Origin of the sequence: Rothia sp. HSID18067 (assembly GCF_003989445.1) — a bacterium.
In the GTDB taxonomy this organism is placed as follows: domain Bacteria; phylum Actinomycetota; class Actinomycetes; order Actinomycetales; family Micrococcaceae; genus Rothia; species Rothia aeria.
Window position 1 is genome coordinate 568,454 of record NZ_RBMF01000002.1, and the last position, 13,306, is coordinate 581,759.

Annotated in this window: 12 protein-coding genes; 2 read left to right on the forward strand and 10 right to left on the reverse strand. The window is 59.6% G+C overall.

Annotated features, from left to right (window positions below; translation table 11 throughout):
- Positions 1-44: 44 nt before the first annotated feature.
- On the reverse strand, positions 45-563 hold the full coding sequence (gene tadA / locus D8M23_RS07465; RefSeq protein WP_126854273.1) for a tRNA adenosine(34) deaminase TadA: 519 nt from the start codon (positions 561-563) through the stop codon (positions 45-47).
- A gap of 30 nt (positions 564-593) precedes the next feature.
- Positions 594-2,792, reverse strand: a complete 2,199-nt coding sequence (locus D8M23_RS07470; RefSeq protein WP_126854274.1) for a RecQ family ATP-dependent DNA helicase — start codon at positions 2,790-2,792, stop codon at positions 594-596.
- Positions 2,793-3,184: 392 nt separating this feature from the next.
- Here D8M23_RS07470 and D8M23_RS07475 point away from each other — a divergent pair, with 392 nt between their 5' ends.
- Together D8M23_RS07475 and D8M23_RS07480 are read left to right on the forward strand one after the other, a co-directional pair.
- Positions 3,185-3,844 carry a DedA family protein gene (locus D8M23_RS07475; protein ID WP_006888429.1) on the forward strand — a complete coding sequence of 220 codons (660 nt, stop codon included), beginning with the start codon at positions 3,185-3,187 and terminating at the stop codon, positions 3,842-3,844.
- 94 nt (positions 3,845-3,938) lie between these two features.
- The gene (locus tag D8M23_RS07480; RefSeq protein ID WP_126854275.1) at positions 3,939-4,268 is read left to right on the forward strand and encodes a hypothetical protein; all 330 of its coding nucleotides are present in this window, start codon (positions 3,939-3,941) and stop codon (positions 4,266-4,268) included.
- Here the strand turns inward: D8M23_RS07480 and D8M23_RS07485 are convergent.
- The 8 genes from D8M23_RS07485 to D8M23_RS07520 form a co-directional block, all read right to left on the reverse strand.
- The gene (locus D8M23_RS07485) at positions 4,265-5,083 is read right to left on the reverse strand and encodes a hypothetical protein (RefSeq protein ID WP_126854276.1); all 819 of its coding nucleotides are present in this window, start codon (positions 5,081-5,083) and stop codon (positions 4,265-4,267) included. The two genes, D8M23_RS07480 and D8M23_RS07485, sit on opposite strands and share 4 nt — an antisense overlap.
- 163 nt (positions 5,084-5,246) lie before the next feature.
- Positions 5,247-5,993, reverse strand: coding sequence for a hypothetical protein (locus D8M23_RS07490; RefSeq protein WP_126854277.1), 747 nt, complete (start codon positions 5,991-5,993; stop codon positions 5,247-5,249).
- Positions 5,994-6,176: 183 nt separating this feature from the next.
- Positions 6,177-6,860 (reverse strand): hypothetical protein, encoded by a 684-nt coding sequence (locus D8M23_RS07495; protein WP_126854278.1) that lies wholly within the window; start codon positions 6,858-6,860, stop codon positions 6,177-6,179.
- Between the two features lie 174 nt (positions 6,861-7,034).
- The gene (locus tag D8M23_RS07500) at positions 7,035-7,703 is read right to left on the reverse strand and encodes a hypothetical protein (protein ID WP_126854279.1); all 669 of its coding nucleotides are present in this window, start codon (positions 7,701-7,703) and stop codon (positions 7,035-7,037) included.
- 127 nt (positions 7,704-7,830) lie between these two features.
- Entirely contained in the window at positions 7,831-8,511 is a 681-nt protein-coding gene (locus tag D8M23_RS07505; RefSeq protein WP_052029750.1) for a hypothetical protein, read from the reverse strand.
- Between the two features lie 159 nt (positions 8,512-8,670).
- Positions 8,671-11,223: an MFS transporter gene (locus tag D8M23_RS07510; RefSeq protein ID WP_126854280.1), complete on the reverse strand. Its 2,553-nt coding sequence runs from the start codon at positions 11,221-11,223 to the stop codon at positions 8,671-8,673.
- Positions 11,224-11,452: 229 nt separating this feature from the next.
- Positions 11,453-12,658 (reverse strand): hypothetical protein, encoded by a 1,206-nt coding sequence (locus D8M23_RS07515; RefSeq protein WP_126854281.1) that lies wholly within the window; start codon positions 12,656-12,658, stop codon positions 11,453-11,455.
- 159 nt (positions 12,659-12,817) lie between these two features.
- The gene (locus tag D8M23_RS07520; protein WP_037233027.1) at positions 12,818-13,294 is read right to left on the reverse strand and encodes a hypothetical protein; all 477 of its coding nucleotides are present in this window, start codon (positions 13,292-13,294) and stop codon (positions 12,818-12,820) included.
- Positions 13,295-13,306 lie beyond the last annotated feature (12 nt).

The window sequence follows — 13,306 nt, forward strand, 5'->3', positions numbered from 1 at the left end:
CAGCAGCCCCACCGTGAGGCCCGCTCCCCCAGCCGCCCCGCGCACTAGTCACGTTTACGGGCAAAGAAACCGCTCATGACACGCGCACAATCCTGCCGCAGCACCCCCGCATACACCCGCACCGGCGGCGCACATCGAGCGTCACGCAGCACATCATACCGGCTCCCCACCGCGCCCGTCTTCGTCTCCCAGGCCCCGAAAACCACGGTGGGGATACGCGCCATGAGCACCGCCCCAGCGCACATGAGGCATGGCTCCACAGTCACCACCAGGGTGCACCCCTGCAGCCGCCACGTGCCCAGCTGCTGGGCGGCGGCACGAATAGCAAGCACCTCAGCATGCGCGCTGGGGTCATGGTGCCGCTCACGCATATTATGCCCCGCACCAATAATACGCCCGGCAGGGTCAATAACTACCGCCCCAATAGGAACCTCACCCTCACCGGCTGCGGCGCGGGCCTCATCCAGGGCCAGGCGCATCCACCGCTGATGCTCCGGCAGGGCCGGGGCATCGCTAAGAACAGCGGAATCACCGGCATCTACCGCGTACTCTTCATCATCCATAACAGCTCATACTCCCCTATCCGATAGGCTTTACCCGTTGTAGGCGAGCGCAAACGGGTACACTGCGCTCGCGCCCGCACGCCGCAGTTCGCGTGCAAGCACCGTGAAGGCCCAGCGCGAATCCACCAGTTCGCTCACTAGCAGCACCGGCACCTGATGCTCATGCAGGTAGTCACGCACCCGGTCTGGCAGCGTGTAGCAGCGCAGGGCATCCGCGCACCGAAACGCACTATTGCCGCCGAAAAACCGTGGAGTGTCGGTGAGCACGGCCTCTCCCAGGTAGGCTAGTTTCCCCACACCTGCCAGTCCTTCCCCCAGTGAACGTGCAAGCTGCGGGCGCACCGGCGAGGGCACGGTCAGCACGGCGGCGGGGCGGCCCGTGTCGCCCCAGTCCCAGGCGGCGAGCACATTCACGCACGCCTTACCGAGGGGCGCGGGTGTGGGGGCGTCGTGCGGGGTGCCCTGGGCGTCGGTTGTGAACAGTTCACGCAGCTGCGCCCCGTACCCCAGGTCGCTCAGGCGGGCCAGCGCATACCCTGTGTTTGCCTGCTCATCGGCGGGGATGCGGGTTCCGGCGGGCGCGGTATCCCCCACCAGCTTACTCAGCCCAGAGGCCCACTGTTTACGCGGGGTGATCTCCACCCCTGCTGCGGTGAGGGAGCCGGTGGCGGCGGTGAGCGCCTCCTGCGGGACGGTACGCGGATACCAGGGTTCGGTGCAGGTATCGCAGGTGCCGCAGGGTTCTGCGGTGTTATCGTCAAGCTCACGGGCGAGAAACACCATACGGCAGGTGGTGGTGTTTTCGTAGGCGAGCATGGCTTTCTGCTCGGCCACTCGGGCGCGTGCCACCGCCTCGTAGCGGGCTGCATCGTACGTCCAGGGCGTACCGGTGCTGGCCCACCGCGACTTATTTTTGTGTACGGCCCCTTCAACACTGAGCACTTTAAGCAGCAGCTCCAGGGTGGTGCGGCGCAGCTGCACACGGGATTCCAGGGCGGGAATTGAGAGCCCCTCAGGTTCTTCAGCGAGGGCGGTGAGCACGGCGTGGGCGTTGGTTTCGTCCGGCATTGAGGCGGTGGCGAAGTATTCCCAGATGGCGGTGTCTTCGGGGCCGGGCAGCAGCAGCACGTCGGCGTTAATGGCCCCGCGGCCGGCGCGCCCTACCTGCTGGTAGTAGCTGACCGCGGAGGAGGGCGCCCCCAGGTGCACCACGAACCCCAGGTCGGGTTTGTCGAACCCCATGCCGAGGGCGCTGGTCGCCACGAGGGCTTTTACCTGGTTGTTTTTGAGTGCCTCTTCGGCGGTGATGCGTTCTTCAGCGTCCATACCGCCGGTGTAGGGCAAAACCCGGTACCCGGCGTTAGCCAGCGCGCGGGCGGTGTCTTGCGCCGCCGATACGGTGAGGGTGTAGATAATGCCGGAGCCGGGTAGGGTGTTCAGGTGCGCGATGAGCCAGCCGATGCGTTCTGCGGGCTCCTTCAGGTGCAGCACCCCCAGCCGGAGGGAGTCTCGGGTGAGGGGGCCGCGTAGGGTGAGTACTTTTTGCGGTTCGGCGTTGTCTGGGTCTGGGGTGCGGCCGGTTGGCGGATGCGCAGCAAGCTGCTCTGCGATGTCTGCGCCCACGCGCTCATTGGCGGTTGCGGTGGTGGCGAGCACGGGTATGCGCGGCGGCAGGTCGTCAATGAGCCGACCGATGCGCCGGTAGTCGGGGCGAAAGTCGTGCCCCCAGTCTGAGATGCAGTGCGCCTCGTCCACTACGAGCAGCCCGAGGCGGGGGGCGAGCTGCGGCAGCCATTCGTCGCGGAAGGCGGGGTTGTTGAGCCTTTCGGGGCTGATGAGGAGCACATCGATCTGGTCGGATTCTAGGCGGGTGCGGATGTCGTCCCAGTCGGTCACGTTGGAGGAGTTAAGCATGGCGGCGCGCACCCCGGCGCGTTCTGCGGCGGCCACTTGGTCGCGCATGAGGGCGAGCAGCGGGGAGATAATGAGTGCCGGCCCGGCCCCTTGTTCGCGCAGCAGCAGGGCGGCGATGAAGTAGACGGCGGATTTTCCCCACCCGGTGCGTTGGACGACGAGCACGCGGCGGCGGTGTGCCACGAGCGCTTCGATCGCCTGGTACTGCCCGGTATGGAAGGCGGCGTGTGGGTTGTTGGTGAGCGCAGCTAGTAGGGTGCGGGCGCGCGTGGGCAGAGGCTGCGCCTGTGGGCTCGCAAGGTGGTTATTGTTCACGGTGCCTTCTTGGGGTGCGGGTTCATGGTTGTCTTTCCATCATGTCAGAAAAGGCTTCTATTGTAGTGGTATTGGTGCTCGCTACTGTCTGTTGAGGGCGGGGCGGCACCTTGCTGATGGGGCGGTGCTGGTGCGGGGTTCTGCTTCCAGCACCACCTGTCTTTACTGCTTGGGAGTCAGCTGGTTGGCTGTGTCTGAGGCGGTGCGTATCACGGTGGCGGCAGGACACTGGTTATGTGTTTTCCTGCTCGCTACAGGTAGAATTGGGCACAGTGTTACACAGCTTCCGCATAGTGTGCCGTTACCCGTTCCTCAGGTACGGGGGTTAGGCTGTTGCTATTGCGCACCGCGCACACTGACTTTTATAGACCTATTTACGTTTCAGGATTGTGATGTCTCTTCTCGCCTCTGCGCTGGTTGCGCATATGCCCGTGGCGCTTCTCGGTTTTAATCTTGAGGATATTCTTATTAGCACCGGCCCGTGGGTGCTGGTGGTCTCGGCGATCATCGTGTTTATTGAGTCCGGCGTGCTGTTCCCGGTTTTGCCGGGTGATTCGCTTATTTTTGCTCTCGGCATGCTGCATGACCGTATGGGGCTTTCGCTGTGGCTGGCGTTCCCGGTGCTGATTGTTGCCGCCGTCGCTGGCGGCGAGGTGGGGTACCAGTTGGGCGCCCGTTACGGACGTAACCTGTTCAAGGATGACGCGAAGTTTTTGAGCACTAAGAACCTGCACGCGGCTGAGGAGTTTTTCGCTAAGCGCGGCGGGGTGGCGCTGGTGTTGGGGCGTTTCGTGCCGATTGTGCGCACGTTCGTGTCGCTGGCGGCCGGTATTTCTTCGTACCCGCGCCGTAAGTTTAACCTGTGGAATATTCTGGGTGCGGTGCTGTGGATCGGCTTGATTGGGACTGCCGGGGTGCTGCTGGGCGGTATCGAGTTTGTGCACAAGAACATTGAGCTTCTTGCCGTGATTATTGTGCTGGTCTCGGTGGTTCCGGTGGCTATTGAGTACATACGTGGCCGTAAGAAAGAGCAGAAGGCTCTGAGCGAATAGTTTTCGCTGCTGCTGTACTTGCGGCGGCCCCTATTGGGAATTACTTTCTCGTTATTTCCTCAGTGGGGGGCCGCGCGCAGATGTAAGGCCACTGATGATAGCGACTACCCGGCTGACGTTCTTTCTAGCGGCCGCATCCGATGCGGCCGCCGAACGCGTGCTGAATAGGGTACGGCGAGAGCTCACGGAGCTGAACCTGACTGTCACCGCGCGGGATAAGAATATTTTTGAGATTCAGCAGCCCATACACAGCTGGGAGCACCACGTGTATGGGCTTCTTCAACTGTGCGGTCACCTGGGCCGCCAGTGGGTGCTCACCGGCGACATAGGCCACCTTTTTGATGCCTTCTCCAGTCATTCAACGGTTGTGGGCGTGGAGGCGGTACACCTCACCTGCGATAACCCGCAAGCGTACAAGCACTAGTTAAGTTTAGGGCCCTCGTTCTTGTCACTCTCGTGACGGCTGTTCTGCTGGCTGTACGCCTCATAGTGGTTGGGCGCTGCCGCAGCAGGGGCAGAAAACCCGGGTGCGGTGGGCTGCTGCGGAGCATATGTCTGAACCTGCTGGGTGAGCGCCACACTGTTCTGATAGTTACGCCATGCACCCCAGTCGGCAGTGAATTTGCTGGGCTCAGATTTGAACACGCTGCAGGTAATCATGATGCACAGCACCAGTTTTATCAGCATCAGCAGTACCGCTGCTATGAAGGCAGCAACAGCCAAGGGGTTCTCGGATGCTACCCTAAATACATTGTCTTTATCTGCGTCAGAGATGAGCGTCCACGCCACAAGAATCGCCACTGTAGCCAATGCTACCTGCATAAGCAGGAAAAGCCCCTGCACAATAGCGAGCACTCCGGCTGTGATCCGCGCCGCCGTATACCCTTTCTTATAGAACGTGGCGACCACAATCGCCACTGTAATCGACACCGCAGTTATCAGCATATTAACGACGAGCGGCGCCCCGCGTGATATTACTTCCCCTACCTGGTCACCATCGTTTTGGTAGCCGGGCAGAAAATCCACGATCAGGCCCACTACCAGACACCCGACATAGATATAGATAAGGCGCACACCGAAGTTCACCTTCTTATTGCTCTGCGGAGGTTCATCCGGCACAGGCATGTGAAACTGCTGCTGCCCGATCGGTGCCCCATAATACCCGGAAGACCCGGGGGGCTGAGCATAACTCGGCAGCTGCTGTTGAGGCTGACCGTAGGGCGGCGGGTACTGGCTCATGGTGTATTCCTTCACGGGGTAAATGTAGTGACTGTCGTCTCCACCCTACCAAAAATACCGCCCCGCTAAGGGGAAATAACGCCCCATATGCATAAACCAGATACCGCAGCCACCGTGAGAGCAGGGTCGAAGACACCCCACCTAGCTGCCGGCCCGCCAGGTGCTAAAAATGCGCTGGCGGTATTTGAACGTACATGCTGGGGTTCTTCTGGTAGGCACGCCACATGCCCCAGTTCGTAGTAAATGCCGCCGCCTGCGGCTTGAACATGTACACGGCGATAATGATGCACAGCAGCAGCCCCACCAGGTACAGTACCGCCGAAGCCACCACAAAAATGGTGGCGTAACGGTACGCTTCAATGTACCCGGGGTCTGCCGAATCTGACGCCCGCGAAAGCGCCGCAAAAAGCTCGAACACGCCAATGAGGGTTAGCAGGCCAAGGAGGAGGTTATTCATGGCACCAAGTATGGCCAGCACCGCCGCAGTAATACGCGCCCACGTGTACCCCCGCGAGTAGAACACTCCCACCAGAATATTGGTGGCCACCAGCACGAGGGTGATGACCGCGTACAAAACGGCAATCTTCCCAATCGTGACGTCCATGGCTGCGGCGCCGTGCTGGGCGTACACTGTAGTGCTGGTGGGGATCGTGTCACGGTAGAAACTCACCACACCGTGCACCACTATGAGTACAGCATGCGCATAGATGAGTTTTATGCTCAGCCGCACCTGGGCGGAAGGCCGCGAAGGCTCAGTGGGCAGGTGCTCATAAACCTGATGCGTCTCGTAATGTTCCGGTGTCCCGTGCGGGCCTAGAGCACTTAAATCGGCAGCACCGTGGGGTGCTGCGCCCCTGTGGTGCTGAGCCTGGGGGTGAGAATTCTGCGGGTTGGGAAAGTCGTGGCTCATGACTCTCTCCTTATGAACGTGCTACAGGTTCTCTCCCTACCACCGTACCAAACCCTGCCTCTTGAGCCAGGCAGGTACCTGCCGCCAAGATGTGCGCAGCCAGCATCTGCGGCACTTCTCTTAAGCACCGAAAAAGCTGCGAAGCTCCTTCCGCCGGTTACCGGCAGAAGACTCGGCGCCTAACTAGTACCGCATCTGCTGCGACCCGTAGATAGCGTGCTCGGTGGCGCTCCTGCGGTAGGTGCGCCACGCTGCGTACTGTGCGGTGTACTCAGAGGCTTCTTTCTTCAGCAGGAAAATGGCGATTGCGACTGCGTTGGCACCGCCCACAGCATTGAAAGCAAAAGTGAAAATAGCAGTGTCCCTAGCCGCCACCACCGCAGAATGCATGTAGTCCGGTACAATGCCGGGGTCAACAGCGGCAAGAAATGGGATAGAGATTAACCCCCACAAGCTTTGCAATGCGGCAAGGATCGCAAGGACAGCGCTCAATATGCGCGCCCATGTGCGCCCAGCACGGTACATGAGAGTGAACAGAACCATCAGGCTGACCTTAACGACCAGCATAATGATGGTTATAGTAATTACCATAGCTGTATAGGTGCCAGTATCAATGGTGACGCCGCTGCTATAACTGTCATAGTTCTGAAGCTCAGCCAGATGCTCATACCTGTTGGTGGCGAACGAGATAACTACCTCAAGAGCGGTGCTTAGAACTGTTATCCCTATGTAGATGTACAGGAGCATCAGCCCAATATTAACGGTCTTATTGCGCTCCGGTTTTTCGGTCACCACCTGTTGGTACCCGTAAACATTCTGCGACGCGTACTGTTGATATTCCGATGGCTGGGGAGGGTGCTGTTCCAAAAGTTTTCCTTTTCACTCGTGCACAACGGCAACGGGGATTCTCTTCTCATTATGTCAGCTGCACCCCTGCATATCACCCTATGCTTGTGCACACCGCCATAGCCCCACACGTGGACGCCCTGTGTATTAGGGCGGCGCCCACGTGTGAGCATATTACACACCTGTATAGTGAGATTATTGCTGAGGATACTGAGGCGGCTGGTTCGGGTGCTGCTGCCCGTACTGCTGGTTGTATCCTTGCTGCGGAGGCATTGGCTGCTGCGGCTGCCCCTGCACAGGAAACTGCGGGGCTGCTTGCCCAGCTTGGGCCTGGCGGTACAAAGCAGTCTCTTTATAGTACTGAAGGGTACCCGGAAGCCACAGCAAAACAATGGCAATAACGCTGAACACCATAGAAACAATCGTCAGCAGAATAACCATAGTTACCGTGCCGGAATACTCGGGAGCGAGTATGTCTATCGCTTCTTTAGCCTTTATCGCATCAGGCAGGTAGGTTAAATTCACGGCGATTGCAAGCGCCGATAATATCGTCTGGACAATAGAGCCCGAACGCCTCCCCAGATACACCTGGCAACCGCATGCTATGTAAAAAATTGTGAATAGAAGAGAGCGCCAGCTTGATGCGTCAAGAGAATCTATAGACGCAGCAAGGAAGAAGTCCACAATTCGCAGCGCGACCAAGACCAGTATGGCCGCAAGAGCCAACATAACGGTGATACCAGGACGCGGCTTCTGCGCAGCTGCAGGGTAGCCTTTGTCCAGTCTGCCGTACGGTGGCTGCTGGTAGGGTGCAGGGGCCGGGGTCTGCGGCACCCCCTGGAAATTCCCGTACTGATCGCTCATGTGTTTTCTCCTTGGTTGGGCATGCCGCACAAATTCACAATGGGTGGCACGTTCTTCTTTACTTTACCACCAGAGAGATTCTAAACACATGAATATTAACGTTATTGTTTGAAATAGTTTTAAATCTTTACGTATCTTTAGCTATCTCAGCTTGAGCAGCCTGCGCCTGCATCAGAAGGTCGCACTGTTCCTCCAGCTCACGCAGCCGGTGACGCAGCCGCCAGGCACTACGGGCATCGGTGTAAGCGCGGCTGGCCCTGCTCCACAGCAGCGCAAGCGCGATAACGCTCATCACCAGGTACGGCATCCCGGCGTACACGGGCAGGTACAGCGGGGACGAAGACCCCAGCAAATAATCCACCTGCTCAGACGAGGCACCGTTAAGCTGAGACATGAGCACACCCACGATGAGCACCATCGACAGGGCACACAGCATACCAAGCAGCTCAAGCACCGTAAGCACCAGGGCAGCCCAGCGGTGACCCTGCAGGTACTTCAGCAGAAGAAACATGTGCATGCCCGTGATAAACATAATGCCCAGCCCGGTCACCAGTGCCGGGTAATACTGCTGGATCTGCTCCATGGCCTTCGCCTGACTCTCGGAGAGGGCATTAATGGGGTACTGCACTGTGAAAAGAATATTGCAGGCCAGCACCTGCCACATCACCACCTGGCAGGCGATGAGTGCCGCAGCAAGGTACACGGGGATCAGCGGTGCCGGGCGCTGCGCGGGAAGTAAAGCGTAGACTCGTTCAAGACCTCCACCGCTGGGGATCACCGGCTGCTGAGCCGGTTGCGTATTCGGCACCGCTCCACTCCTTAAGGTTTCTGTATACCCTGACTGTTAGTTAGGGTACCAACTCGATGTCTACTATCGATACTTTTATTGCCTAACAACACGAAATTTCCCCGCCCATCGGTCATCCGACGGGCGGGGAATTTAAGACGCTACGCTATTTCGCGCATACTAGCCGTTCTCAGACTTACCCTGCGACTGGTTGTTCTGCGCAGAAGTCTGCCCAGGCTGCTGGGGCTGTGACTGATTGGTGTCACCGCTCTTCTGCTCCTGCTGGGAACCGGGCTGCTGCGGAGCCTGCGGCTGCTGGTAGCCGTACCCTTGAAACTGGCCCTGCTGAGGACGTGCCTGGTACTGGTACGGCTGCTGGTAGTAGCCAGCCTGAGCCTGGGCCTGCTGCTGGTACTGCTGCGGCTGCTGATACCCCTGGTACTGCCCCTGCTGGCCATACTGCTGCTGGGGCTGTGCCGCCGAAGCATAGCCTTGCTGATGCTGCGCACCCTGCTGACCCGCCGGGTAGCCCTGCATATTCTGCTGAGGCTGTGCAGCAGCGTACCCCTGCTGCTGGTAACCAGCAGGATAGCCGCTCTGCGAAGGCTGCTGCGGCTGCCCTTGAGAAGACTGCCCCTGAGCAGCTTGAGGCTGCGAACTCTGGCTCTGGGCGTTCTGCGACGGCTGTGCCGAACCCTGGTTCTGAGCCTGCGGCTGGTACTGTCCCTGCGAAGAACCCGCTGACTGCCGGGGAGCGGCGTGCGGCTGGGTAATGGAGTTATAAGCGTCATAGGAGCTCTGGCTCAGCGGCACGGTCGCATCCGAGTCAGCATCCAGAGCAGATACTGAGTCCTTCTGCGGCTGCTGCAGCTGGGACTGCTGCGACTGCGAAGAACTCTGGGAAGACTCAGAGCTCTGCGAAGATGAGGAACCTTGGGAGAGCAGGGGCACCTGAGAAGTCTCCGGCTCCGGCTCCAACGGCTGATCCTCACCCTGGCTCTGCTGCGCCGATGAGGAGGAAGACGACTCGGCAGCAGCCTGCGGCTTGGACGGGTCCTTATCCTTATCCTGCGGCTGAGACGAAGAGGACGACTGCTGAGGAGAGGTGTACGCCTCATACGATTTCTGGCTCAGTGGAACGGTCGCGTCCGGATCGTCCTGAGCGGCAGCTGACTGGGCTGAAGCGGCGGGTGAGGACGAAGCTGACTGCGCCTGCTGAGCCTGATACTGCTGGTAAGAAGTCTGCGGCTTCTGATACCCCGAGTACTGCCCCTGCTGGCCATATTGCTGCTGGGACTGCGCCTGGGAAGCGTACCCCTGCGACTGGGTGTTTTGAGAAGAGGAACTCTGAGCATTCTGAGACTGCCCGGAGGAACCCTGCCCATAACCGCCAGCGTACCCGCTCTGCGAAGAAGACTGGGACGACTGAGCACCCTGACCCTGCGGCTGGTACTGCCCCTGCGAAGACTGGGAAGATGATGACTGCTGACCGTACTGCTGGGCCCCCTGAGAAGGTGCCTGGTAGCGGTTCTGCTGCTGACCGTACTGCTGTGAAGCCTGGTTAGACTGCTGCGCCGATGACGCTGCACCTGACTGGCCATACTGCTGCTGGGCGGTGCCCTGCTGAGCAGCAAAACCTTGCTGCTGAGCGGAACTCTGCTGGCTCTGTGCACCCGCATTTTGGTTTTGCCCCTGCGCGCCCTGCGGCGAAGAAGCCTGGCCCTGCTGACCGTACTGGGCACCCGGCTGGTTGGGGTAACCCGGCTGAGGCTGTGCCGCGTTCTGAGCTTGCGCAGCGTTTTGAGCCTCGGCCTTCTGTGCCGCACCCCGGGCGAAGAACTCGCTAGAACCAGAAACCCACAGCATCGCAATTACCGCGATGTTCGCCAAAACAATGAGCACCGCAACACCCAGGCTGCCGTATGCCACGGCCATATAACCGTCAGGGAGCAGCCCCTCATTCGAGGCGTTGCTGACCTCACCGATCTTCATGAACGCCATGATGAGGCTCACCAAGCTCCCGCCCGCGATAATACCCGAGAGCACGCTCAACCCGATCCGAATCAGCGGGTTAGCGGTACGGAGCATCACGGCCATAGCAACGAGGCCGCCCAAAGCCACAATATTCAGAAGGAGCGAAACAATGAACATTGATGAAGCAGACATCGTATTGAGCACAACACCCAAAATAATGTCTACCAGCACCAGGGCAGCCGCAACAAACCCAAACGTGCGTGCCATTTTCACGCTGCCGGGCATTGACGGCGGCGGTGCCGTTGGGGAAGCTGAAGCGCCGGGAGAAGCATTGTAAGCTGAGGCTGCGAACTGGCCCTGCTGGTTCTGCTGCTGCCCAGACCCCTGCTGAGACTGCTGGTAGCCCTGCTGCTGGTTCCCCGCATACGAAGGCTGAGACTGCTGGTACGGCTTATTAGTGTTATTGGCGCCCGCACCGGATGCGTACGCGTTATACCCCTGGCCCTGCTGGCTCTGCTGTTGGGGCTGGCCAGAACCCGGCTGGGACTGCTGCTCCTGGTTCCCCTGCGACGTGAAGGAACTTAGCGGCACTGTCGGCTGGTCGGCGTACGGGGAGTACCCATTATTTGCGCCCTGGTTCCCCTGCTGCTGTTGCTGCTGGTACTGGGGCTGGCTCCCATACTGAGGTGGTTGCTGCCCATACTGGCCCCGGTTCCCATACTGCTGGGAGCCAGAGCCCTGGCCGTACTGTTCGCTCATCGGTGTTGTTCTCCTTAGCCCCGGTTTCTCGGTGCTTTTCGCGGTGTGTGGGATCTGTCCGATCCCGACGTGGTTCTTATAGAGTACAGAATACGTCTCACATCCTATAGATGATTACCTTTTCACTCTAACAGAGTGCGGCTACAGAACAAGAGACATCCGAAAATACGGATTCATGCACTATGTTGTGTTCAATACTATATAACTTGAGAGATTCCCGAGCACGCATCTACCGCCCATGTGTATTGAGGTAGTCCATGAGCGGCGCCTGCTGGGTGAGCATCATGCGCAGGCTCCCAAAACGGTAGAGGGTTACCGATAACAGGATCACCTCAAGAAGCCACAGCACGGCCAAGACACACAGTATCAGCATGGGGTCCATTCCCAGCGAAATACCCCTCCAGTCAAGCACCAAAAGCATCAGCGTAATGGGCGCCAGCAGTAGCCCCACCCCCACAAAACTAATCATTGAGAAAACACCCCACGCAATATATACGGAGGCATCAGAGTTATTGCGGGGCGGGCGTATCAAGGGCCATACCTGCACCACGGCGTAAAGCACGGCAAGCACCCCAAAGGCCATTGCCATCTCACGCGTGTACTGGGCAATAATTGAGGTTTCAATCAGGGCGATCACGGCCAGCACCAGCAGGCGCACACACAGGGTGTTCCGTAACCCCCGCTGCCCGCGGGCAAGCGCCTGTGGGGACACATTCGGCAGCGCCGCAGGGTACTGCGCCACAGGCATAACGGGCACCACCGGTATGACCGGCACCATCGGAATATACTGCGGCGGCCCCGGATGCTGCACATACGGTTGCTGTGGCGGCGGCGCCTGGTGCGGCGGTATCGGCGCTGGCAGCTGCGGCAACGGTGGCGGGGTCGTCAGACGCACCGGTGCCTGATAGCGGGTAGGTGCCTGATTCTGATCCCCCGTTACGGCAGGCCCCTCCAGCTCACCGTTTACCGTGCTGTCAGGGTGCCCGTGCGGCGGCAGCGGCCTCGTGGCGTCCGTCGGAGGCTGGGTACCGTCCGCAGGAAGCACCCGGGTTGCCTCAGCCTCAACGTCCTCAAGGCTCGTATCGGCAGGAAGAACACGGGTAGGTTCCAGCTCACCACGTTCACCAGACTGCGGCTCATCCAGCAGCGGAGGCATCGGGCGGGTTGCATCCAGCTCAGCGGATTCACTGCCCGGCTCCTCGCCCCCCTTACGCTCGGCGGTGTCGGTGCTTGGGTGGGTGCCCCATGGGACCGTCACCTCGGCAGCGTCCGCATCGGCCGGGACGTTAGGTTCCCGAAGCTCAGCAGCATACTCGGGGGTTAACGGCACGGTCGCATCGGTCTGCTCGTCGTGGGAATACTCAGTAGAATGCACAGGGGCGGAGGCTGAGGAGTCCTGAACCTCATCATTATGGGAATGCGGGTTTTCGCTCACCCTCGCCCCTTTCGTATAGCATCCTCACACGGCGCTAGGCCGTCGTATGCTCATTACCCTACCACGGGCAGTATCCTTAACGTGGCACTATTGCGGCCACACACAGCAACCTTTGAGGCGCGGCACAGCCCCGAGTTCACGTCCCCTGAACAACCGAATCTACGCAGCCGACGCTTCAGCCATAATGCTCAGCCTGCGCCCGCTGCGGCGGGCATAAAATAACGAAAAGACGGTCTCAATAGGCAGCTCTATGAGAATCCACACCACCGTCAAAGGCACCAGCAGCGGCGAACTCCACAGGTAGTTAAGAACAACCTGCGTGGCGGAAGGAGACAGCAGCAGAGCCCCCACCGGAGCCATGGGGACAAGAGCGGCAAGAATACTAAAATAGTTCGCCACCATAATGATCTTGGGCGAACGCCCCTTATGGTACGCCCACGCACACCAGCTTTGACCCACCAGGTACGCCAACGGAATAGCAGCAATAATGGGCACAGCCAAACGGATGGCCTGCCACGCCATGATCAGGGCCGGGCCAGCTAACAGTACCACCCGGAACACGTACAGCCCCTCATCAAGTGAGGTACGCCCGGGGTTTCCCTGTGGCGGGGTTATTCTTGGCGGGTTCTCAGCCATGGTCCTCCCTAC

Excerpts from the sequence above, each read along its gene's own strand:
- tadA (WP_126854273.1), bottom strand. The coding sequence starts at position 563 with ATGGATGATGAAGAGTACGCGGTAGATGCCGGTGATTCCGCTGTTCTT.
- D8M23_RS07475 (WP_006888429.1), top strand. The coding sequence starts at position 3,185 with ATGTCTCTTCTCGCCTCTGCGCTGGTTGCGCATATGCCCGTGGCGCTT.
- D8M23_RS07480 (WP_126854275.1), top strand. The coding sequence starts at position 3,939 with ATGATAGCGACTACCCGGCTGACGTTCTTTCTAGCGGCCGCATCCGAT.
- D8M23_RS07485 (WP_126854276.1), bottom strand. The coding sequence starts at position 5,083 with ATGAGCCAGTACCCGCCGCCCTACGGTCAGCCTCAACAGCAGCTGCCG.
- D8M23_RS07490 (WP_126854277.1), bottom strand. The coding sequence starts at position 5,993 with ATGAGCCACGACTTTCCCAACCCGCAGAATTCTCACCCCCAGGCTCAG.
- D8M23_RS07500 (WP_126854279.1), bottom strand. The coding sequence starts at position 7,703 with ATGAGCGATCAGTACGGGAATTTCCAGGGGGTGCCGCAGACCCCGGCC.
- D8M23_RS07510 (WP_126854280.1), bottom strand. The coding sequence starts at position 11,223 with ATGAGCGAACAGTACGGCCAGGGCTCTGGCTCCCAGCAGTATGGGAAC.
- D8M23_RS07520 (WP_037233027.1), bottom strand. The coding sequence starts at position 13,294 with ATGGCTGAGAACCCGCCAAGAATAACCCCGCCACAGGGAAACCCCGGG.